Raw genomic sequence first — 22,214 nt, forward strand, 5'->3', positions numbered from 1 at the left:
CCCCGTCACTCTTCCTCGATGCGGTGCTCGGCTCGCTACTAGGCGGACCCATCAGTCGCGAGCGCACGCATGGTCGCCCCTGCTAGAGCCAAGCCATGCTTGGCTGCTCCTGCTTTTGCTCTCCCACCCTCCAGCCTCCGGCTTCGGCCTGAGCCGAGCGTGGTTCGGCTCTACAGCGGCCGCACTCGGGAACCGTCTGGAGCGGGCGGGTCACCCGGGCCAGGACCGTTCGCGCCATGGATGGCGCGACCGAGCCCCCAAGGATGGGTTTACGGCGTGTCCTGGTCCGGGTGACCCGCCCGCTCGCTCACGGAACAACCAAGGCGCCGCTCTACACAGCCAACTCGAACCCAACAAAAAACCCGGCCGAAGCCGGGCTTTTTGCATGACATCACAACGAACCGGAATCAGTCGCCCTGCTGCTTCTGCAGGTGCTCCCAACGCTCCTGGGCGTCGATGGTGCGCTCGGCGGTCAAGCGCGCTTCAAGGCGCTCCAGGCCGATCTCTTCACCAGTGTCCACGCAGTACCCGTAATCGCCTGCTTCCAGGCGCTTGAGGGTGCTGTCGATCTTGCCGATCAGCTTGCGGTAACGGTCACGGGTGCGCAGCTCCAGCGAGTTCTCGGTTTCGCGGGTCGCGCGCTCGGCTTCATCGCCGATGTCACGCACTTCCTCACGCAGGTTCTCGATGGTCTGCTTGGACTCTTCCACCAGGTCGGCGCGCCAGTTCTGCAGGCGCTGGCGGAAGTACTCCTGCTGCAGCGGGCTCATGTACTCCTCGTCCGAGGCCGGCTTGTAGCCTGCGGGCAGGATCGGGCGGCCGGTGGCCTCATCGGTCTTGTATTCGACGACCTTGTACTTGCTACGCGGCGCAGGCGCTGCCGAACGGGCAGCGACGGCCACGGCAACCTTGCCCACGGGGCGGGTCACGGTCTTCGGAGCGGAATCGGATTTCACGGCGGTTTTAGCAGGCGATTTCGAAACGGGCACGGGATTCTTGGATTGCGGGGCGGTCGATGCTGCAGAAGCGGCGGCCGTGGCCGGCTTGGGGGCCGGTTTGGCTGCTGCCACTGCCGCGGTCTTGGCCGGGACAGACTTGGCCGGGGCCGGCTTCGCAGCTGGCTTCGGTGCGGACTTCACTACAGGGGCCGGCGTCGGCTTGGCGGCCGGCGGGGCGACATTCTTGGCAACCTTCTTGGCCGGTGCCGGCTTGGCAGGCGCCACCTTCTTTGCTGCCGGCTTGGCAGCAGGCGCGGCGGCAACCTTCTTCACCACCGCCTTCGGCGCCGGCTTGGCTGCTGCCTTCTTCGGTGCCGGCTTGGCAGCGGCCTTCTTCACCGGCGCAGCCTTGCTGGCAACCTTCTTCACCGCCGGCGCCTTCTTGCTGGCAGCGACAGGTTTGGCCTTGACCGGCGCAGCGGGTTTCTTCGCCACTGCCGGCTTGCCGGATTTCACCGGCGCTTTCTTTGCGGTGGCCTTCCTGGCCGCCGGCTGTGAGGATGCCGCCTTGGTCGCCGGCTTGCTGGCCGGCTTCTTGGCAACGGGCTTGGCCGCCAACTTCTTCACAACAGGCTTGGCGGTTTTCTTGGCGGCCTTGACGGCCTTCTTTGCAGTTTTTTTAGCAGCCACGAAACGCTCTTCCTTGGATTCCCCGGGGCCCGGGAAAGCGGGCCTTTATAGCCTACCCGACCCGCAGCAGCAACCTTGGGGGCCCGCTCCATTCAGTCCAGGAGTCAACGGGTCCAAGGTGCGGTCCGACGAACACGGACCGCCTTGCGCGGTACGGAACCTGTCCGGCACCTGGAGGGGTGCCGCTAGCGGTCGCAGGCCATCTACGACATGCGACCAACGGCCCATCCTGCACAAATGCGGCCTTCATGCCAACTGGCTTAAGATGACTGCGTGATCTCGCGCCTGCTCATCGCCCTGCTGCGCTTCTACAAGCGCTTCATCAGCCCCCTGCTGGGGCCTCGCTGCCGTTTCGTGCCGAGCTGCTCTGAATACGCCATGGATGCCATCTCCCGGCACGGCCCGCTGCGCGGCAGCTGGCTGGCGGCGCGACGGCTGGGCCGCTGCCATCCGTTCCATCCCGGCGGCTTCGATCCAGTGCCCGAATCTCCCAACGCCCCTTCTTGCCGTTGCACAGGAAAACACTGACATGTCCTCCACGCTCATCACCAACGCCCGCCTGGTCAATGAAGGCCGCACCTTCGAAGGCGACCTGCGCATCGAGAACGACCGCATCGCGCAGATCGGCAAGGGTTTGACCCCGCGTGATGGCGAACAGGTGGTGGATGCGGCCGGGCGCTGGCTGCTGCCCGGGATGATCGACGACCAGGTGCATTTTCGCGAACCCGGCCTGACCCACAAGGGTGACATCGCCAGCGAATCGGCTGCAGCCGTGGCCGGTGGCCTGACCAGCTTCATGGACATGCCCAACACCAACCCGCCGACCCTGGATTCGACCATCCTGGAAGCCAAGTACGAGCTGGCACGCGGCCGGGCCTGGGCCAACTACGGTTTCTACCACGGTGCCAGCAACGACAACCTGGACGCCATCCGCGCGCTCGATCCGAAGAAGGCGCCGGGTGTGAAGGTATTCATGGGCGCCTCCACCGGCAACATGCTGGTCGACAACCCGGAAACCCTGGACGCGATTTTCCGCGAGTGCCCGACCCCGATCATCACGCACTGCGAAGACACGCCGATGATCGATGCCAACCTGAAAGCGTTCCAGGAGAAGTACGGCGACGCACTGACCCCGGAGATGCACCCGGACATCCGTTCGCGCGAAGCCTGCATCAAATCAACGCGGCTGGCCATGTCGCTGGCGCGCAAGCACGGCACCCGCCTGCACGTGCTGCACATCTCCACCGCCGACGAACTGGCGCTGTTCGAGAAGGGCCCGCTGATCCGCGCCGACGGCAGCCGCAAGCAGATCACCGCCGAAACCTGCGTGCACTTCCTGCACTTCGCCCGCCCGGATTACGCGACCAAGGGCAACCTGATCAAGTGCAATCCGGCGATCAAGGACGTGGCCGATCGCGAGGCGATCACGGCCGCGTTGGCTGACGACGTGCTGGACGTGCTGGCCACCGACCACGCCCCGCATACCTGGGAAGAGAAGCAGAAGCCCTATGCGCAGGCGCCGTCCGGCCTGCCGCTGGTGCAGTACGCGCTGGTCGCCGCACTGGAACGCGTGCACGAAGGCAAGCTGACCCGCGAGCAGGTCGTGCAGAAATTCGCCCATGCCCCGGCCCAGTTGTTCGATGTGGAAGAGCGTGGCTTCCTGCGCGAAGGTTACTTTGCCGATCTGGTGCTGGTGGAGGATGTGCCGTTCACGGTCAAGCGCGAGGACGTGCTGTCCAAGTGCGGCTGGTCGCCGTTCGAAGGCACCACGTTCCGTTCGCGCATCGCCTCCACCTGGGTCAACGGCCAGCTGGTCTGGGACGGCAGCACGCTGGTGGGCAAGCCCGCCGGCCAGCGCATGACCTACGACCGCTGATGCGTCCGGCACTCATGTTCGCGGCGCTGCTGCTGGCAGCGCCCCTGCTCTCCGCACCCGCAGCCCAGGCACAGGACGGCATCGGCGACCTGATCGACAGCCGCGTGGTGTTCCCGGCCAGCGCGTCGCAGGGCGCGCTGGTGATCGGCAAGGTTCCTGCCGGCAGCAGCGTGCGCTATGCAGGTCGCGACCTGCGCGTGAGCAGCTACGGCAGCGTGGTGCTCGGCATCGGTCGCGATGAGAAGGGCCCGCTGCAGGTGCAGATCCGCCGACCGGATGGCAGCAGCGAGACGGCCGCCATCGCCGTGACCCCACGCGACTGGCCGACCGAGCGGGTGAACGGCGTACCGCCGAAGACGGTCAATCCGCCGCCGGCCATCGCCGAGCGGATCAAGCGCGAACAGGCGCAGGTCACCGCTGCGCGTGCGCGCGACGACAACCGCACCGATTTCACCCAGACCTTCATCTGGCCGGTGCAGGGCCGCATCAGCGGCCGCTTCGGCAACGCCCGCGTGTACAACGGCCAGCCCGGCGCCGGCCACTCCGGCATGGACATCGCAGTGCCGACCGGCACCCCGGTGAAGGCACCGGCGGCTGGTGTGGTGACGTTCGCCGGGCCGGATCTGTACCTGACCGGTGGCACCCTGCTGCTCGACCACGGCTTCGGCGTCAGTTCGAACTTCCTGCACCTGTCGCGCATCGACGTGAAGGTCGGTGATCGCGTCGAACAGGGCCAGGTGATCGCCGCCGTCGGCGCCACCGGCCGTGCCACCGGGCCGCACCTGCACTGGGGCATGAACTGGTTCGACACCCGCATCGATCCGCTGCTGGTGCTGGAGCGCAAGTAACGGTAGTGCCGGCCGCTGGCCGGCAACCTCATGGTGTTCACCAACCTACCCGGATTGCCGGCCAGCGGCCGGCACTACCAGGTGAGGGTTCAGCCGCGCGCGGCCCACCACACGCGCAGCAACGTGCGCACGGGCGTGGCTTCAATCGGTTTGCCGGCGGCCTGCGCCGCCAGACGTGCACGCGCCAGGCTCGCCCACACCCGGCGTGCGCGTGGACCGGGCACGCGGGTGCCCCACCCTTTCAGCAACTGCTGCGCCCAACGCTGTGCAGCGTTGCCGGCATCTTCGTCCAGCAGGCTGCGCGGAACTCCGGCCACGCCAGCGTCCTGCAGGCGCTGGGCCAGGGTCTGCAGCAGCACGGCATGGCCAGCCCCCTTGCGCGGCTTGTCGGCAAACACCACGACCTCGACCGCAGCCACCGCGTCGGCATAGTTGCCCAGTGCGCGTTCGGCTCCGGCAGCGTCCAGCGCTACGGTGCGCGCCTCGACCAGATCCGGCAGCGCCTCGGCCAGCTGCACCCACGGTGCCCGTACCGGCTCCAGCACGCGTCCCAGCGGATGCCGCGAACGCTGCGCGGCCCAGCTGCGCAGTTCCTCGCCCCACCATGCCAGCTTGGCGTCCGCCGGCAGCGGGTCGCCAGTGGTGTTGAGCATGTCGTCGAATTCCTGCAGCAGCGCGAACCACGCCAGCGCCACATGGCGCTGCGGTTCGGCCACGAACGGCTCGGCCACCGACCATTCCGGCCAGCGGCTGCGCCACTTGTCGAGGAAACTATCCAGCGCGGTACTGCTCACTACGTTGTTCCTTACGGCTGGGCCGGGGTCGCCGGCCGGGTCGGCCAGAGACTGGCCAGTTGCAGAAGTCCGGCGTTCTCGACCAGCACATCGGCCTGCCAGGCCAACGGGTCATCACTGTGCAGGCGGTAGCCCCACAGCGCCGCCACCGACGGCATGGCGGCAGCACGCGCGGCGATGATGTCGCGCTCATCGTCGCCGACGTACACGCAGTCTTCCGCTGCGATGCCGATCAGCTGCGCGGCGTGCAGCAGCGGCAACGGATGCGGCTTGCGCTCGGCCAGGGTGTCACCACCGACCAGCACGGCGCAGCGCTGCTGCCAGCCGTACTGGGGCACGATCAGCCGCGCCAGGTATTCAGGCTTGTTGGTGACGATGCCCCACACCGTACCAGCAGCGTCCAGCGCATCGAGCATGCCGGCGACGCCGTCGAACAGCACGGCGTGCTGGCCGATCGAGGCTTCGTAGCGCTGCAGGAACTCGGGAATCAGTGCGTCGCGCTCGGCCGCTTCCAGCTCTGGAAACGCGGCCGACACCATCGCCCGTGAGCCCTTGGACACCACCGGCCGCAACTGCGCCGGATCGATCGGTGCGCGGCCGCGCTCGGCCAGCATCGCATCAAGGGTGGCGACGAAATCCGGGGCGCTGTCCAGCAGCGTACCGTCCAGGTCGAACAGCACCGCACGCGGGAACACGGCGGCGGTCACGGGGCCTTGACCGCGTGGGCCAGGTAGTTGATGTCGGTGCGGCTGCTCAGGCGGGCGCGGTTGCGCCACGGCTCATAGGCCATGCCGCTGACATCGGCCAACTGCAGGTCGGCCTCGCGCAGCCAACGTGCCAGCTCGGCCGGCTTGATGAATTCCTGGTAGTGGTGGGTGCCCCTGGGCAGCAGGCGTGCCACGTACTCGGCACCGACGATGGCCACGGCGAATGCGGCTGCGGTGCGGTTGATGGTGGACAGGAACAGATGGCCACCCGGCTTCAGCAAACGCTTGCAGGCCTCGATGATCGCGCCCGGATCGGGCACGTGCTCGAGCATTTCCATGCAGGTCACCACATCGAAGCTGCCCGGTTGTTCGGCGGCCAGGTCCTCGGCGGCCTGCACCCGGTAGTCGACGCTGACGCCGCTTTCCAGGGCATGCAGACGCGCAACCTTGACCAGCTCCGGCGCCAGATCGATGGCGGTCACTTCGGCACCGGCCTGGGCCAGCGCTTCACTCAGCAGCCCGCCACCGCAACCGATGTCGAGCACACGCGCACCTCGCAGCGGCGCGCGGTCGGCAACGTACTGCAGGCGCACCGGATTCAGTGCGTGCAGCGGCTTCTGCGGGCCGTCGGCGTCCCACCAGCGGTTGGCCAGCGCAGCGAACTTGTCCAGCTCGGCCTGATCGAAATTGGAAGAAGCGTGGGGGGCAGTCATGACGGTTGTCCTTGCGGCGCCTGCACTCAGGCGCGGATATGACGGATGCGCTCGCGCCACTGGCGCGCGTTGGCGATGATGCCCGGCAGGTCCATGCCGACCAGCTCGCGCTGCACCAGCTTGGGCTTGCCGGCGATCCAGACGTCGCTGACCTGCTGCCGGCCGGTGGCGTACACCAGCTGCGACAGCACGTTGTGCAACGGCTGGGTCTCCAGCGCGGACAGATCAACGCAGACCAGGTCGGCCTGCTTGCCGACCTCGATCGAGCCGATGTGCTCGCCGAAGCCCAATGCGCGGGCGCCACCCAGCGTGGACGCGCGCAACGTGGTCGCCGCGTCCAGCGCGGTGGCATCGTCGGCCACAGCCTTGGCCAGGATCGCCGCGGTGCGGTTCTCGCTGAACATGTCCAGGTCGTTGTTGCTGGCGCAGCCGTCGGTGCCGATGGCCAGGTTCACACCGGCGCGCTGCAGGGCGCAGGCCGGGCAGAAACCAGAGGCCAGTTTCAGGTTCGATTCCGGGCAATGCACCACGCTGACGCCACGCTCGGCGCACAGGTGGATCTCGGCTTCGGTCAGCTGGGTCATATGCACCGCGATCAGGCGGTCGTTGACCAGGCCGAGGCGATCCAGCCGCGCCAGCGGACGCTGGCCGTGCAGCTTGATCGAATCGGTGATTTCCTGCGCGGTTTCATGGGTATGCAGATGCACCTGCATGTCCAGCTGGTCGGACAGCATCCGCACCCGCTCGAAATTGGCATCGTTGACCGTGTACGGCGCATGCGGCGCGAATGCGGTGCCGATCAGCGGGTCGGTGCGCCACTGGTCATGCAGTTCACCGGCCTTGGCGAAGTACTCGTCGTCGGTCTTGGCCCAGGCGGTGGGGAAGTCGATGATGACCGCGCCGACCAGCGCGCGGAAACCGTGCTTCTTGTAGACGGCGGCCTGCACGTCACCGAAGAAATAGTTCTCGTTGGCGCAGGTGGTGCCGCCACGCAGCATCTCGGCGATGGCAAGGGTGGTGCCGTCGGCCACGAATTCGGGCCCGATCACCGCCGCTTCCACCGGCCAGATGTGCTGCTGCAGCCAGGTCATCAGCGGCAGGTCGTCAGCGACGCCGCGCAGCAGGGTCATCGGGTTGTGCGTATGTGCATTGACCAGGCCCGGCATCAGCGCCGCCTCTGGGCGGCTGACAACCTGGGTGGCGCGGAACCGCGCACGCGCTTCGGCGCGCGGCAGGACGGCCACGATCTCGCTGCCACGGATGGCCACGGCATGGTCTTCCAGCACCACCGCATGCGGCTCGATCGGAACGACATAACCGGCTTCGATGAGCAGGTCGCAGGCTTCGGGGAGGTGCGGGCTATCGCTCATGCGGGCTCACTGGCTGGGGGAAGGACCGTACGTAGCCTTGGCTCCGACCTGGCGACTGATCACCGGTCAAACGGCTACCGCTGGGCTTCTGGAAGGCAAGCCCCTGAGTCAGGGGCGGCCGCGAAGCGGCGGGGTGTGGATGCTGGTGAGTGGGGGCCCACGATCCGCCATGGCGGATCGTGGGAGCGCCAGCGCGAATGCGCCGGCGCCTACCCGGATTACTTGACGCGCGAGGAGTACTCGCCCGAACGGGTGTCGACCTTGATGATTTCATCCTGGTTGACGAACAGCGGCACGCGCACGACGGCGCCGGTTTCCAGGGTGGCCGGCTTGCCGCCGCCGCCCGAGGTGTCACCGCGGACGCCCGGATCGGTCTCGGTGATCTTCAGTTCAACGAAATTCGGCGGCTGCACGAAGATCGGCGAACCGTTGAACAGGGTCACGATGCAGGACTCCTCGCCCTTCAGCCACTTCTCGGCGCCGCCCATGCCGGCCTTGTCGGCCTGCACCTGCTCGAAGGTTTCCGGGTCCATGAAATGCCAGTACTCGCCGTCGCTGTACATGTAGTCCATGTTGGTATCGACCACATCGGCCACTTCCACGTCGTCGGTCGCCTTCATGGTCATTTCGACCGTGCGGCCCGACTTGATGAAGCGATAGCGCACGCGGGTGAAGGCCTGGCCCTTGCCCGGCTTGATGAACTCGGTCTCGGAGATGACGGCCGGTTCATTGTTGACCAGGATCTTCATCCCGTTCTTGACATCGTTCATGCCCGCAGTGGCCATGCTCAAGCTCCTCAAATGGCGAAACCGCCGCGCGTGCGGCGAGCCGGATAGAATGGAAAGCCCACCGGAACCCCGGCGGGCAACTGTTTATGTGTCCATGATAACCGCAGGCCCCCTCTCCATGCAGCTTTCCGCCTTCCCCCGGACCCAGTCGCCAAGCACGCCCGCGCGCTGGCAGCAGCTGTGGCGGCAGGCCCTGCGCGACCCGCAGACGCTGCTGGCCCGCCTGGATCTGGATGCCGCGGCGCTGGGCGTATCGGAGGCGGCCATCGCCCAGTTCGCGCTGCGCGTGCCGGAGGGTTTCGTCGCCCGCATGCGCCGTGGCGACGCCCACGATCCGCTGCTGCGGCAGGTGTTGCCGATCGACGCCGAGATGCGCCCGGCGCCCGGGTTCAGCTTTGACGCAGTGGGCGACGGCGCAGCAAAGAAGGCCACCGGGGTCATCCAGAAGTACCGTGGCCGCGCCCTGCTGGTGGCCACCGGCAGCTGTGCCATCAACTGCCGCTACTGCTTCCGCCGGCATTTCGACTATGGCGCCGAAAACGCCGCCAAGGGGGGCTGGCAGGAGGCCGTGGAGGCCATCGCCGCAGACCCGGACATCGATGAGGTGATCCTGTCCGGCGGCGACCCGTTGTCGCTGGCCACCCACAAGCTGGCCGAGCTGACCGATGCGCTGCGCCAGATCCCGCACATCCGCCGGTTGCGCATCCACACGCGCCTGCCGATCGTGCTGCCCGAGCGCGTGGACGAGGAACTGCTGGCCTGGCTGGGCAGCCTGCCGTGGCCACTGGCGATCGTGGTCCACGCCAACCACGCCAATGAATTCGATGCCAGCGTCGATGCGGCGATGGCCCGCCTGCGTGGCATCGGCGCCCAGCTGCTGAACCAGGCAGTGCTGCTGCGCGGGGTCAACGACAGCGTGCAGGCGCTGCAGGACCTGAGCGAACGCAGCTTCGCCGCCGGCGTGCTGCCGTATTACCTACATCAGTTGGATCGGGTTGAGGGCGTGGCCCATTTCGAAGTGGATGACGTCCAGGCCAAGGCCCTGATTGCCAGCCTCACTGCCCGGCTGTCCGGCTACCTGGTGCCCAAGCTGGTCCGCGAGCTGCCCGGCGACCCGAGCAAGCGCCCGCTGTAGCGCCTCACACGCCCGACTCGATCATCCGCACCACCTCGGTGGCGGTGACCGGGTGGCTCAACCGGTAGCCCTGGCCGAGGTCGCAGCCACGCTGGGCCAGCAGCTCGAACTGTGCCTCCTGTTCGATACCCTCGGCCACCACCGTGATGCCCAGTGCGTGGGCCATGGCGATGATCGCCGTGGTCAAGGCCAGATCGTCCGGGTCGCGCTGCATGTCGGCGACGAAACTCTTGTCGATCTTGACGCCGTCCACCGGCACCTGCCGCAGGTGGCTGAGACCGGAGAAGCCGGTACCGAAGTCGTCCAGCCATACCTTCACCCCTGCCCGGTGCAGGCGGTCCAGCAGCTGCGCGGCCAGCATTTCATCGCCGATCACTGCGGTCTCGGTCAACTCCAGGTGCAGGCGCGAGGCCGGCAGGCCCGACTCCTGCAGGCACTGCGCAACCAACGCCGGCAGCTCACCGCCACGCAGCTGCCGTGGCGACACATTGACCGAGACGAACAGCTCGTCACCGGCCACACCGCGCGGCCACTGCACCGCCTCCATGCAGGCAGCACGCAGCACCTTCGGACCGATGATCTCGATCAGGCCACTCTGCTCGGCCACCTCGATGAACACCGATGGCGGAATCGTGCCCAGCGTCGGGTGCTGCCAGCGCAGCAGCACTTCGACACCGACCATGCGACGGTCGCGCATGCGGAAGATTGGCTGGTAGGCCAGCCGCAGCTCGCCGCGCTCCCAGGCACCGCGCAGCTCCTGCTCCATGTGCACGCGGCGCTCGACCGCGTGATCCATGGCCCGGCTGTAGTAGCGATAGCAGTTCTTGCCGGCCATCTTTGCCTGGTACATCGCGATGTCGCCGTTCTTCAGCAGCGTCGTCGCATCCGCGGCATCGTCGGGGAACAGGGTCACGCCGATCGAGGTGCCCAGGAACAGTTCCCTGCCCTGCACCACCAGCGGCTTGCCCAGCTCGCGCACCAGCACTTCGGCCAGCAACCGCGCATTGGCCGCAACATCGCCATCACCGACGAGGATCACGAATTCGTCGCCGCCGAACCGCGCCAGCACGGCATCGTCGCCGCCGGCCTCGGTCACGGCACGGCCGATGCGCTGGGCGAACTGCAGCAACGCCTCGTCGCCGGCCTCATGGCCCAGCGTGTCATTGACCCGCTTGAAATCATCGATATCGGCAAACAGCAGACCCAACCGGTGATGGGACGCACGTGCGGCCATCAACCGATGGTCCAGCGCCTCGCGGAACGCCAGGCGGTTGGTGAGCCCGGTCAAGGCGTCGGTGTAGGCCATGCGCCGCACTTCGCGGTCGTGGCGGGCGATCGCATCACGCATGCGGGCAAAGCCGCGCACGAGCTCCCCCACCTCATCGTCGCGGGTGTTTTCCCGCAGCGGCGCCTGGTAGTCGCCTGCTTCAATGCGCCGGGCGGCTGCGGCCAGCTCGCGGATCGGTGCCACCAGCGTGCGCTGCACGTACAGGATCACCACCACGCCGATCACCACCAGCAGGCCAAGCATCAGCAGCAGCCAGCCCAGATGCCGGCTTCCCATCTGCTGCAGCCGCGCACCGAGGGTCGCGTTGGCCGCCTGCTCACGCTGCAGCACTTCATCCAGCGCCATGCCGACGCGGACACCACCGATGCGCTGTTTGCCCATCCTGATCGGCATCGCGTTGTCGAGCACCGTGGGCGACTGCTGCACCACCAGCGACTGCGCGGCAACCGCCCCGGCCGCCAGCGGATCGGTCATCGGCCGCCCGGAGCCGGGCACCCCGGCCGAGCCGTCGTGGACCAGCCGCCCGCGGTCGTCGAACACCAGTACGTAGCGCACCACCGGCTGCCGCGAAATGCTGCGCACAAGCGCCCCGACCTGGTCCAGGTCGTTGTTGTGGAGCGGACCGGCAAGCGCATCGGACAGCTCGCGCACCATGGCCTCGCCACGGCTGCGCACGCTGCGGTCGAACAGTTCGTGGATGACGCCGTTGCTGAGCGACCTCACCTCGCCCTGCATCGCCGCCTGCCGCCCCAGCAGCACGGCCAGGATCGCAACCACCACCAGCATCGCCCCGCCCATCGCAAGCAGGAACCGGGCCTGCATCCCCGAGCCGAGCAACTTCATTCCACTTCCATCCGCACGCGCGTCGACCCTTGTTTCAAATCATCCAGCCACGGTTGCGCATGCGCATCGACGCGGCGGAAACCGGAAGCCCCCAACACCTTCTGCAACGCACGCTGCACCCGCCGAAGACAGACAACACGCGGCAGCACGCCGGACGCGCGGCCGGACACCTTCGGCGCCGGTCCAGCATTCTCCCGGTGCTCACTGCCAAGCGCATGATCCTGCGTCATTGCGAGTCGCCCCTCTTCGCTGCCCAACGGCCCCATCGCGGAACCGGCGCAGCACGCGCCGTCCCGGCCAGCAGGGCCAAGGCCAGGCTCAGCAGTTCCCCCTGCATTGCCCTACGCAGACCCGACACAAGCATCATCCCCCAGGGTATCCGGACAGACTACCCGAAAAAATGAGACCGTCGTCAGCTGTCCTTGCCGATCTTCTGCGCCAGCCGCGCCATGCGCTGGGTATCGGCCAGGATGCCGCGCAGCAGACGCACTTCCTGCTCGCTTGGCTCACTGCGCAGGAACAGACGGCGCAGCTTGCGCATCGCCGACTCGGGCGCGCGCCCCTTGTGGAAATCGATCTCGTCCAGAGTCTCGCCAAGTTGGGCGAAGAAGCTCTCCATCTGATCGTGGCTGGCAGCCTGCTCGCGGTTGTCCGGCTCGGTCGCGGCCACCGGCTGTGCGCCCAGCAGCTGCATGCGCACTTCATAGGCCAGCACCTGCACTGCGGCGGCCAGGTTGAGCGAGCTGAACTCCGGGTCGGACGGAATGTGCACGGCGGCATGGCACAGCTGCAGTTCCTCGTTGGTCAGGCCGGTACGCTCGCGACCGAACACCAGCGCCACCTCGGCACCCTCGCTGGCCTTGGCCACTGCGCGGGCGGCGGCATCTGCCGGCAGGAACTCCTCCAGCTGGATCCGGCGCGCACGCGCTGTGCACCCCAGCACGAAGCGGCAGTCGGCCACGGCTTCGGCCAAGGTGGCCACCACCGGCGCGTCGCCGAGCACGTCCTCGGCGCCGGCCGAGCGCCGGAAGGCCTCTTCATCAAGCGGCTTCTCCGGCGCCACCAGGACCAGGCGGGCCAGGCCCATGGTCTTCAGGGCACGGGCGGCGGCCCCCATGTTGCCGGGGTGTTGGGTCCCGACCAGGACGAATCGGAGGCGGGTGGCGACAGGAAACTGGGACATGAACAGGGAAAATGTCGAGCTGGACGAAGACCAATGGTAAACTGTGCGGCCGGCCACTGCGCCGGACCCGCTCTTTTCCCCCGCCAGCCCTTCTCTTCTGCCCTTCCGGGAGCCCATGCCATGCAGAAACCCGCCGTAACCGTCATGGTCAAGGCCGCCCGCCTCGCCGGCAACGTCCTCTTGCGCAACATCAACAAGCTCGAGGCACTGAATGTAGTCCAGAAGGGCCGCATGGACTACGCCAGCGAAGTCGACGCGGACGCGGAAAAGGTGATCGTCAAGGAACTCAAGCGCGCTTACCCCGAGTACGGCATCTTCGGTGAAGAAGGTGGCGTGCAGAGCGAGCGTCGCCACATGTGGGTCATCGACCCGCTGGACGGCACCAGCAACTACCTGCGCGGCGTGCCGCACTACTGCGTGTCGATCGCCCTGGTCGAGAACGGCGAGCCGACCGACGCGGTGATCTTCGACCCGCTGCGCAATGAACTGTTCACCGCCAGCCGTGGTGCCGGCGCCGTGCTCAACGACCGCCGCATCCGCGTGGCCGACCGCAAGGATCTGGAAGGCACCATGATCCACACCGGTTTTGCCCCGCGCGAGCGTGCCCGCGCCAGTGCGCAGCTGAAGTCGGTGGACGCCCTGCTGGTGCACGCCGAGGACATCCGCCGCTCGGGTTCGGCCGCGCTGGACCTGGCCTACGTGGCCTGTGGCCGCGCCGACGCCTACTTCGAGGCCGGCGTGAAGGCCTGGGACATCGCTGCCGGCGTGCTGCTGGTGCGCGAAGCCGGTGGCAAGGTCTGCGACTTCAAGGGCGCGACCCCGGCCCGCATGGACAACCGTGGCCCGGACACCCAGCAGATCGTGGCCGGCAACCTGAAGGTAGCCGAGTCGCTGCAGAAGGTGCTGGTCAACACGGGTTACGCTGCCGAGTTCGACGCGAAGTTCTGAGTTCGCGCGTAAAGCGGTTCATGGAGACGGCACCTGCGAAGGTGCCGTTTTCGTTTGCGCACCCACGCGTCGGTAGCGCCGGGCCATGCCCGGCGGATCATTTCCGCCAGCGCGGAGGGGTGTCACTTTCTTTGCGTGTGCACCGTGCTGCACGAGCAGCGCGGAACGGCGGAGCCGGCCCGCGGGGTGGCGCACAGGGATGTGCGCCATCAAGAAAGTAACCAAAGAAACACGCCGCCAGTACGCAAGCCGGTGCTACGCACCGGTCCCCTGCGCTTCTCGGCGAACCAGGGGACGGCGCCGAACTCGCTGCGCTCAGACATCGGCGCCTCTGTGCCCCTGATTCCCCTGCGATGCTCGGCTCGCTGCAAGGCGGACCCAAGATCAAACGCCACAGCTGCACCCAGTAGATCCACGCCATGCGTGGATGCTCTTGCCGTTGATCTTGATCTTCCGGCCCGCCTTATAGCAAGCCGAGCACCGCAGGTCCGGCGAGGGCGAAGAGGCGCGGGTGTCCGAGCGTAGCKAGTTCCCGCGCCGTCCCTCGGCGGACCGAGGAGCGCAGGGTACCGGCGTGCACAGCACGTCGGCTCGCGGCCGGCGGCGCGTTTCTTTTGGTTACTTTTCTTTTCGCGCGAAAAGAAAAGTGACGCCCCTCCGCAGGCGCGGAAACGATCCGCCGGGCATGGCCCGGCGCTACCGACGCGTGGGTGCACAAACAAAAACGCCCGGCGCGAGGCCAGGCGTTCCTGCACTGCTCTACAAGCGGAGGCTTATGCCACCGTCGACGCCCGCAGCGCGGCGATGCGCTCTTCCAGCGGCGGGTGGCTCATGAACAGCTTCTTCGCCGTCGACCCGGCAATACCGAACGCGGCGATCTGCGTCGGCAGGGTGCTCTGGCCGTGGTTGAGCTGCAGCCGCTCCAGCGCCGAGATCATCTTCTGACGGCCGGCCAGCGATGCACCGCCGGCATCGGCACGGAATTCGCGGTGGCGCGAGAACCACATCGAGATCATCGTGGCGAACAGGCCGAACACCATCTCCAGCACGAACACGATGATGTAATACGCAAAGCCACGGCCACCACCTTCGCGGTTGCCCGACAGCGCGCTGTCGATCACCCCGCCGACTACGCGGGCCAGCACGATCACGAAGGTGTTCAGCACGCCCTGCAGCAGTGCCATGGTGATCATGTCTCCGTTGGCGACGTGGGCGATCTCATGGCCGAGCACGGCTTCGGCTTCATCCTCGCTCATGTTGTGCAGCAGCCCGGTGGACACCGCCACCAGCGCGTTGTTGCGGTTGGCACCGGTGGCGAACGCGTTGATCTCCGGGCCGTCATACACCGCCACTTCCGGCATGCCGATACCGGCTGCCTTGGCCTGGCGCTCGACGGTGGCCAGCAGCCAGCGCTCGGTCTGGTTGCGCGGCTCGGTGATCACCACCGCACCGGTGGAGCGCTTGGCCATCCACTTGGACAGCAGCAGCGAGATGAGCGAACCACCAAAACCGAAGATGGCCGCCATGACCAGCAGGCCGCTCATCGAACGGGAGTCCACGCCCAGGATTGACATCACGATGCTCGCGAGGATCAGCACCGCGAGGTTGGTCGCTAGAAAGAGGGCAATACGGGTGAACATGGGAAATTCCGGCTCGGAAGGGGTCGATATCCGTCAATCTGCGGTGCAGTCAGCTTGAATTCAAGCGCCAACCTGACCGACGATTCAGCTGCATGACCTCCTCCCTCTCCTGCGGCCGCTTCGCGCCCTCGCCCACCGGCCTGCTGCATCCCGGCTCGCTGCTTGCCGCCTTCGGCAGCTGGCTGCTTGCGCGCCACCATGGCGGCCTGTGGCGGTTGCGCATCGAAGACGTCGATCCACCCCGCACGGTGGCCGGCGCCGCACAGGCGCAACTGCAGGCGCTGGCCGCCTTCGGCCTGCTTCATGACGGGCCGGTGATCTGGCAGAGCGCGCGTAGCGACGCCTACCAGACGGCGCTGGACCGCCTGTTGGCCGATGGCAACGCGTTCGTCTGCCACTGCAGTCGGAGCGACCTGGCCGCCAATGGCGGCATCCACCAGCGCTGCGTCGCGCGGCAGGCACGACCGGACCCGGCCGTCCGCTTCCGCGTGCCGCCCGGCAGCATCGTGCGCTTCGAGGATGGCCTGCGCGGCCCGCAGCAACAGGATGTCCATGCCGAGGTCGGTGACTTCGTACTGCGCCGCGCCGATGGCTGCTGGGCCTACCAGTTGGCGGTGGTGGTCGATGACGCCGCGCAGGGGGTCACCGAAGTGGTACGCGGCGCCGACCTGCTCGATTCCACCGCCCGGCAGATCCTGCTGCAGCAGGCGCTGGACCTGCCGACGCCGCGCTACTGGCACCTGCCGCTGCTGCTGGATGCACCGGGCCACAAACTGTCCAAATCACTGGCGGCGATGCCGGTTGATGCCGGCGAGCCGGTACCGGTGCTGCGCCGATTATGGGAACTGCTGGGCCAGCCGACCAGCGCTCTGGAAGGCATCGACGACCGCGACGCGCTGTTGGCCGCCACCCGGCGCAGCTTCAACCCCAGCCTGTTGCCGCGCGCGGACATCCTGCTGCCGGCGGGCGCACTTTCCGCGCCGATGTTGCAGAATCCCCCTTCCCCCACCTGATATCCGGACAGCTTTCCATGACATCTCGCGTCGCACTGGTCACCGGCGGAACCGGCGGCATCGGTACCGCCATCTGCCAACGCCTGGCCGACCAGGGCCACCGCGTCGCCACCAACTACCGCGATGAGGCCAAGGCCCGCGCCTGGCAGCAGACCATGAGCGAACGCGGCTACCACGTGGCGATCTTCCCGGGCGATGTCTCCGACTCTGCCAGCGCCGAAGGCCTGATCCGCGCGGTCGAGGCCGAACTGGGCCCGGTCGAGATTCTGGTCAACAACGCCGGCATCACCCGCGACACCACCTTCCACCGCATGCGCGCGGAACAGTGGCACGATGTGATCAACACCAACCTCAATTCGGTATTCAACGTCACCCGCCCGGTCATCGAAGGCATGCGTCGACGCGGCTGGGGCCGGGTCATCCAGATCAGTTCGATCAACGGCCTGAAGGGCCAATACGGACAGGCCAACTACGCCGCCGCCAAGGCCGGCATGCATGGCTTCACCATCTCGCTGGCCCGCGAGAATGCAGGCTTCGGCATCACCGTGAACACGATCTCGCCCGGCTATGTGGCCACCGACATGGTGATGGCAGTGCCCGAGGAAGTGCGCGCCAAGATCATCGCCGACATCCCGACGGGGCGCCTGGGCAAGCCGGAAGAAATCGCCTATGGCGTGTCCTTCCTGGTAGCCGAAGAGGCCGCGTGGATCACCGGCAGCAACCTGGACATCAACGGCGGCCACCATATGGGGTGGTAAACGGCGCCAGGGCCTGAAAGCCCGTGCTGCACCCTGCCGTTGGTCATGCTGCGCAGCACGCAAAGCCTTGCTGCGCAACATTCCGGCGACGGAAAGCCAAGCCTGGCGGGGGCTGGGGCGGTTGCAACCGCTGCTGCACTGCGCCATGCTGCGCGTCTACTGTGACGAGTACCGCTTCATGGCTGCGACCCGCATCATCAAGAAGTATCCGAACCGCCGTCTGTACGACACCGAGATCTCCAGCTACATCACCATCGAGGACGTGCGTCAGCTGATCCTCGACGGCGAAGACTTCGAAGTCCGCGACGCCAAGAGCGGCGACGACCTGACCCGATCGGTCCTGCTGCAGATCATCGCCGACCAGGAGCAGGACGGTGAACCGATGCTCTCCACCCAGCTGCTGAGCCAGCTGATCCGCTTCTACGGCGATTCCCTGCAGGGCTTCATGGGCAACTACCTGGAGCGCAGCATGCAGGTCTTCCTCGACCAGCAGCAGCAGTTCCGCCAGCAGATGGGCAACCTGCTGGGGCAGACGCCGTGGGCGATGATGAACCAGCTGACCGAGCGCAACCTGGAGTTGTGGCAGGAGTTCCAGCGCAACATGGGCAGCGGTTTCGGTGGCCCGCGTCCGGGTGGCACCGGAACGGGCACCGGCACCGGCGCGGCCGGCAAGCCGAGCGACCCCACCAGTGGCGCGGGGACCGGCGGCAAGACCCGCCGCTGAGGCGATCGGCCCGGCTGATACAAAAACGGCGCGCCATGGGCGCGCCGTTTTGTTTTCAACGCCGCCATGCGTGGCGTGGATCTACGGACGTTTCGCCTTGCATGCCGAGCACACCCGCTCGACCTTGTAGCCCTTCGCGCGCAGCTTCTCGACCACGCCGTCGCCGCCCAGCAGGTGCAGGCCGCCCACCACCACCAGCGTGCCGCCCTGCCCGGCCTGCAGGTACGGCAGCAGCTTGGGCACCCACGCGTCGTTGCGATCGGTATTGATGCGCTGGTACAGCTGCGGATACTTCTGGCGCATCTCCACGCCCATCCGGTTCCACAGCAGGCGATCGTCGCCGCGGCGCCAGGCCTCATGCAGCATCTGCGCCTGGCCATCGCCCTTGCCCGCTTCGTCCAGCGCCTCGGACAGCATCTGCCGCTGCTCCTGCACGCTCATGCCATCCAGCAGGTTGATCTGACTGGACATGTCTTCCAGGCCTGCGGTCTTCTTGCCCGCCTTCTGCGCCCGCTGCATGAAATGCCGGTCCAGTCCCAGCTCAGGGTCCAGGCCCAGCTTCTGCATCTGCGCCACGGTGATGGTCAAACCGACAAACCACGCTTTCATGCCCTGCAACTGGGCCAACGGCAGTTTGTTCTGCGTCGCATAGGTCTGCAGCTTCTGCCAGGTCGGCGCATCCAGGTCACGCTTCAGCTCGCTGCCATCCTTGCGGATAGCGACCTGCATCATCTGGCTGGCCATCTGCGGCGATTGCAGTTCCTCTGGCGTCACCTCGAACAGCACGCGCTGCGAGGCTTCAAAGGCCTGCTCGACGTCGGTCGACAGCGGATAGTCCTGCGGCTTCAACAGATGGAAGGAGCCCAGCAGGTACAGGCGTGCATCTCCCTGCCCGGTGACCTTCCACAGCAGCGGCACCGGCGGCTTGCCGGCCGTGGCTTCGGCCGGCGCATCCCGCGCGACGGCCAACGGACCGGCGGCGCAGGCAGCGAGAAAAACGGCACTGCGCAACAACAGTTTCATCAACATGTTCAGCCCTCTCCTTCAGGCAGGTGATACGCCTTCTCACCCGCTTCCACGCGCAGATCCAGGCGGTTCTCCGGCGGCGCCAACGGGCAGGTCGCATAAGCGGTGAACGCGCACGGTGGGTTGTGGGCGTGGTTGAAGTCGATCGCCACGTGGCCGTCGGCGGTGGGCGCATCGGTATCCAGATAGCGGCCGGCAGGATAGCTGCCGTGGCCACTGGTACGGTCGGCAAAGATCAGGAACAGCGGCTGCCCCGGCTCGCCGATCGCTTCCAGCCGCCAGCTGCGGCCGTCACGATCGAATTCCACGGCACCGGCGTTGGGCATCTCGGTGGTCAGGCCGGTGATGTCCACGATCGGCAGGGTCTTGCCTGGTGGATGGGCGATGAAGCGCGCCTGCACCTGCCATTGCGGGCCACCGGGCCAGTACTGCAGGCCGGCGAAATCGCGGCGCGCGGGTGCATCGGCATGCTTGACCCGCAGCGCATCGCGCGGGCCGCGACGGATCAGGCTGAGCTGGCCTTTGCCACCATCGAAGGCCAGCAGGGTCGGCTGCGGATCCTTGTCGGTATCCATGCGGACACGCCCGCGCACAGGCTGTCCGTCGAGGGTGACATCCGTGCCGGACTCCGGCGTGAACCACCACTGGTCACCTTCACGGCGCAGCAGCCCCAGCCTGGCCGGCCCCACCGCCAGGCGGATGCCGCTGGTGGCGCCACTGCCGACAAAGTGCGATCGGTTCTGCAACCAGTGCAGGCCGACCAATGCGGTCCACCCATCGGCCCGGGTCAGGTCCTGGTAACGCAGTACCCGCCATTGCTGTTGCTGCGCGGCGAATGCCGGATCCTCAACGACGGCTGGCGCCGGCGTCGATGCCGGGCTGCAGGCCGCCAGCAACAGGGCCGCCATCAGGCCGCCCATTCCCCAAAATCGCATCGGTGCTCCCCTCAACGTCCGCGCAGGAACCAGCGGTCGATTTCCGCCAGCGAAAAACGGGCCCAGGTCGGTCGGCCATGGTTGCACTGGCCGGACCTTTCAGTGATTTCCATGTCGCGCAGCAGCGCGTTCATTTCCGGCACGGTCAGGCGCCGGTTGGCACGCACTGCACCATGGCAGGCCATGGTCGACAGCAGCTCATCGCGCGCAGTAGCGATGCGACGGCTCTGGCCGTGCTCGCGCAGGTCGGTCAACACATCGCGCAGCAGGCCTTCGGGTTCGGCATGGGCCAGCAGCGCCGGGATGCTGCGCACGTGCAGCGCGCCCGGTCCGGCGCGGGTGATCTCGAACCCGAGGGCGGCCAGCGTATCGGCCTCCGCTTCAGCGGTGTCGGCTTCGCGCTCGCCCACCGCCAGGGTGATCGGCACCAGCAACGGCTGCGACTGCAGGCCGATGCCATCGTGCGCATTCTTCAACCGCTCGTAGCCGATGCGTTCGTGCGCCGCATGCATGTCGACCACGATCAGGCCTTCAGCGTTCTCGGCCAGGATGTAGATGCCATGCAGCTGGGCAACGGCGTAGCCCAGCGGCGGCACCCCGGCGTCGGCACTGGTGACCGGCAGTCCGTTCTCCATCGGCATCGGCGGTAGTGCCGCACCGCGCTCGGCACCCGCAGGCGATGCATACAACGCAGCATAGGCAGCGGGTGCGTCGGCCACCTGCAGGCCCAGCGGCTGCTGGGGTCGCCAACCGGAAAAGCCACCACTTCCGCCCTGCCCCGCGCCGGGTGCCGGACCGCGCACGTAGCCGAAGCTGGAGGCCGTGGCCCCCGGCATCGCAGATGCGCTGCCGCCCTCGGCCGGAGGCACCGCGCCTGCACCGATCTCCTGCGCGCTCATGCCGGCACGGGTGTCTGCCAGCGCATCCTTCAAGGTGCGGTAGACGAAGTCATGCACCAATCGCGAGTCACGGAAGCGCACCTCATGCTTGGCCGGATGCACGTTCACATCGACGCGCGTCGGGTCCAGCTCCAGGAACAGCACATACGCTGGCTGGCGGCCGTGATACAGCACGTCGCCGTAGGCCATCTTCACTGCATGGGCGACACTGCGGTCACGTACCGAACGTCCGTTGACGTACAGGTACTGCTGATCGGTGCTGGCGCGCGAATAATGCGGCTGCGCGATCCAGCCATGCAGGCGCAGGCCGGCACTGCTGTGGTCCACGCGCACGGCCTGGCTGGCGAAGTCTTCGCCCAGGGTCTCGGCCAGGCGCACGTCCGAATACAGGTCGCCCGGCTTGTAGCGACGCGAGGCCTTGCCGTTGTGCGAGACACGCAGCTCGACATCGGGACGGGCCAGCGCCAACGAACGCAGCCACTCTTCGATATGCCCCAGTTCGGTGCGCTCGGCGCGCAGGAATTTGCGCCGCGCCGGCACGTTGTAGAACAACTCGCGCACTTCCACCGTGGTGCCCGGCGCATGCGCGCGCGGGGTCACCTCGCCGATCTTCCCACCTTCGATCTGCAGTGCCGAACCGTGCTCATCATGGGCACGGCGCGAGGACAGGGTGAAACGGCTGACCGAAGCGATCGACGGCAGCGCTTCGCCACGGAAACCCAGCGTGGCCACCGCTTCCAGTTCATCCAGGTTGGCGATCTTGCTGGTGGCGTGCCGCGAAACCGCCAGCGGCAACTGCTCTGCGGCAATGCCGCTGCCGTTGTCGCGGATGCGGATCAGGCGCACACCGCCTTCTTCCAGCTCGATATCGACGCGGCTGGCGCCGGCATCGATCGCGTTCTCAACCAGTTCCTTGACCACCGATGCGGGTCGTTCGACCACTTCACCGGCGGCAATCTGGTTGATCAGGATTTCCGGCAACGGCCGGATCGGACGCGGATCGGGCGCGTTCATGGGCAGGCAAGGCAGGCAGACGTCATGCCACGATGATAGCGGAGCGGCGCCAGGTAGAGTCGAGATCCACCGTACGCGGCGCCA

The 22,214-nt window shown here is 67.1% G+C and carries 21 protein-coding genes; 8 read left to right on the forward strand and 13 right to left on the reverse strand.

Going from position 1 to position 22,214, the window contains the following annotated elements; genetic code table 11:
* Positions 1 to 407: 407 nt before the first annotated feature.
* Positions 408 to 1,628, reverse strand: a complete 1,221-nt coding sequence (gene dksA, locus AB4Y98_RS06915; RefSeq protein WP_312107817.1) for an RNA polymerase-binding protein DksA — start codon at positions 1,626 to 1,628, stop codon at positions 408 to 410.
* A gap of 273 nt (positions 1,629 to 1,901) precedes the next feature.
* On the opposite strand from dksA, the gene yidD reads away from it, so the two are divergent.
* The 3 genes from yidD to AB4Y98_RS06930 are packed head-to-tail and all read left to right on the forward strand — an operon-like array spanning position 1,902 to position 4,352.
* Entirely contained in the window at positions 1,902 to 2,156 is a 255-nt protein-coding gene (yidD, locus tag AB4Y98_RS06920; RefSeq protein ID WP_014037867.1) for a membrane protein insertion efficiency factor YidD, read from the forward strand.
* Position 2,157: 1 nt separating this feature from the next.
* Positions 2,158 to 3,504, forward strand: coding sequence for a dihydroorotase (locus AB4Y98_RS06925; protein ID WP_223495790.1), 1,347 nt, complete (start codon positions 2,158 to 2,160; stop codon positions 3,502 to 3,504).
* Positions 3,504 to 4,352: a M23 family metallopeptidase gene (locus AB4Y98_RS06930; protein WP_312786244.1), complete on the forward strand. Its 849-nt coding sequence runs from the start codon at positions 3,504 to 3,506 to the stop codon at positions 4,350 to 4,352. The genes AB4Y98_RS06925 and AB4Y98_RS06930 overlap by 1 nt, the downstream gene beginning before the upstream one ends.
* An 89-nt stretch (positions 4,353 to 4,441) precedes the next feature.
* Here AB4Y98_RS06930 and AB4Y98_RS06935 read toward each other — a convergent pair whose 3' ends face one another.
* The 5 genes from AB4Y98_RS06935 to efp all read right to left on the reverse strand — a co-directional run bounded on the left by AB4Y98_RS06935 (position 4,442) and on the right by efp (position 8,721).
* Positions 4,442 to 5,146, reverse strand: coding sequence for a squalene/phytoene synthase family protein (locus AB4Y98_RS06935; protein WP_442244048.1), 705 nt, complete (start codon positions 5,144 to 5,146; stop codon positions 4,442 to 4,444).
* Between the two features lie 11 nt (positions 5,147 to 5,157).
* Positions 5,158 to 5,853: a phosphoglycolate phosphatase gene (locus AB4Y98_RS06940; RefSeq protein WP_312787521.1), complete on the reverse strand. Its 696-nt coding sequence runs from the start codon at positions 5,851 to 5,853 to the stop codon at positions 5,158 to 5,160.
* On the reverse strand, positions 5,850 to 6,566 hold the full coding sequence (ubiG, locus tag AB4Y98_RS06945; protein ID WP_312787523.1) for a bifunctional 2-polyprenyl-6-hydroxyphenol methylase/3-demethylubiquinol 3-O-methyltransferase UbiG: 717 nt from the start codon (positions 6,564 to 6,566) through the stop codon (positions 5,850 to 5,852). Before ubiG ends, AB4Y98_RS06940 begins: the two co-directional genes overlap by 4 nt.
* Positions 6,567 to 6,592: 26 nt before the next feature.
* Positions 6,593 to 7,936, reverse strand: a complete 1,344-nt coding sequence (locus AB4Y98_RS06950) for a TRZ/ATZ family hydrolase (RefSeq protein WP_442244049.1) — start codon at positions 7,934 to 7,936, stop codon at positions 6,593 to 6,595.
* A gap of 218 nt (positions 7,937 to 8,154) precedes the next feature.
* On the reverse strand, positions 8,155 to 8,721 hold the full coding sequence (efp, locus tag AB4Y98_RS06955; protein WP_006379771.1) for an elongation factor P: 567 nt from the start codon (positions 8,719 to 8,721) through the stop codon (positions 8,155 to 8,157).
* Positions 8,722 to 8,818: 97 nt separating this feature from the next.
* On the opposite strand from efp, the gene epmB reads away from it, so the two are divergent.
* On the forward strand, positions 8,819 to 9,859 hold the full coding sequence (gene epmB / locus AB4Y98_RS06960) for an EF-P beta-lysylation protein EpmB (protein ID WP_363732557.1): 1,041 nt from the start codon (positions 8,819 to 8,821) through the stop codon (positions 9,857 to 9,859).
* 4 nt (positions 9,860 to 9,863) lie between these two features.
* Here epmB and AB4Y98_RS06965 read toward each other — a convergent pair whose 3' ends face one another.
* The 3 genes from AB4Y98_RS06965 to AB4Y98_RS06975 form a co-directional block, all read right to left on the reverse strand.
* Entirely contained in the window at positions 9,864 to 11,990 is a 2,127-nt protein-coding gene (locus AB4Y98_RS06965; RefSeq protein ID WP_442244050.1) for a putative bifunctional diguanylate cyclase/phosphodiesterase, read from the reverse strand.
* A complete protein-coding gene (locus AB4Y98_RS06970; RefSeq protein WP_442244051.1) occupies positions 11,987 to 12,247 on the reverse strand; it encodes a hypothetical protein in 261 nt (86 codons plus the stop codon). The genes AB4Y98_RS06965 and AB4Y98_RS06970 overlap by 4 nt, the downstream gene beginning before the upstream one ends.
* A gap of 155 nt (positions 12,248 to 12,402) precedes the next feature.
* On the reverse strand, positions 12,403 to 13,173 hold the full coding sequence (locus AB4Y98_RS06975) for an RNA methyltransferase (protein ID WP_442244052.1): 771 nt from the start codon (positions 13,171 to 13,173) through the stop codon (positions 12,403 to 12,405).
* Between the two features lie 120 nt (positions 13,174 to 13,293).
* Between AB4Y98_RS06975 and AB4Y98_RS06980 the strand changes: the two genes are divergently transcribed.
* Positions 13,294 to 14,121, forward strand: a complete 828-nt coding sequence (locus AB4Y98_RS06980) for an inositol monophosphatase family protein (protein WP_089236240.1) — start codon at positions 13,294 to 13,296, stop codon at positions 14,119 to 14,121.
* A gap of 773 nt (positions 14,122 to 14,894) precedes the next feature.
* Here AB4Y98_RS06980 and htpX read toward each other — a convergent pair.
* A complete protein-coding gene (htpX, locus tag AB4Y98_RS06985) occupies positions 14,895 to 15,761 on the reverse strand; it encodes a protease HtpX (RefSeq protein WP_025876385.1) in 867 nt (288 codons plus the stop codon).
* Between the two features lie 92 nt (positions 15,762 to 15,853).
* Between htpX and gluQRS the strand changes: the two genes are divergently transcribed.
* The 3 genes from gluQRS (at position 15,854) to phaR (ending at position 18,256) form a co-directional block, all read left to right on the forward strand.
* Positions 15,854 to 16,774, forward strand: coding sequence for a glutamyl-Q tRNA(Asp) synthetase (gluQRS, locus tag AB4Y98_RS06990; protein ID WP_442244053.1), 921 nt, complete (start codon positions 15,854 to 15,856; stop codon positions 16,772 to 16,774).
* Between the two features lie 17 nt (positions 16,775 to 16,791).
* Entirely contained in the window at positions 16,792 to 17,532 is a 741-nt protein-coding gene (gene phbB / locus AB4Y98_RS06995; RefSeq protein WP_223495807.1) for an acetoacetyl-CoA reductase, read from the forward strand.
* Positions 17,533 to 17,710: 178 nt separating this feature from the next.
* Positions 17,711 to 18,256, forward strand: a complete 546-nt coding sequence (gene phaR, locus AB4Y98_RS07000) for a polyhydroxyalkanoate synthesis repressor PhaR (RefSeq protein ID WP_223497283.1) — start codon at positions 17,711 to 17,713, stop codon at positions 18,254 to 18,256.
* A gap of 81 nt (positions 18,257 to 18,337) precedes the next feature.
* Here the strand turns inward: phaR and AB4Y98_RS07005 are convergent, their stop codons facing one another.
* The 3 genes from AB4Y98_RS07005 to mutL are packed head-to-tail and all read right to left on the reverse strand — an operon-like array spanning position 18,338 to position 22,130.
* A complete protein-coding gene (locus tag AB4Y98_RS07005) occupies positions 18,338 to 19,285 on the reverse strand; it encodes a TraB/GumN family protein (protein WP_442244054.1) in 948 nt (315 codons plus the stop codon).
* Positions 19,286 to 19,287: 2 nt separating this feature from the next.
* The gene (locus tag AB4Y98_RS07010; RefSeq protein WP_442244055.1) at positions 19,288 to 20,217 is read right to left on the reverse strand and encodes a DUF1684 domain-containing protein; all 930 of its coding nucleotides are present in this window, start codon (positions 20,215 to 20,217) and stop codon (positions 19,288 to 19,290) included.
* Between the two features lie 11 nt (positions 20,218 to 20,228).
* Positions 20,229 to 22,130: a DNA mismatch repair endonuclease MutL gene (gene mutL, locus AB4Y98_RS07015; RefSeq protein ID WP_394196596.1), complete on the reverse strand. Its 1,902-nt coding sequence runs from the start codon at positions 22,128 to 22,130 to the stop codon at positions 20,229 to 20,231.
* Positions 22,131 to 22,214 lie beyond the last annotated feature (84 nt).

The organism is Stenotrophomonas sp. 2YAF26 (assembly GCF_052114625.1).
GTDB lineage: Bacteria > Pseudomonadota > Gammaproteobacteria > Xanthomonadales > Xanthomonadaceae > Stenotrophomonas > Stenotrophomonas indicatrix.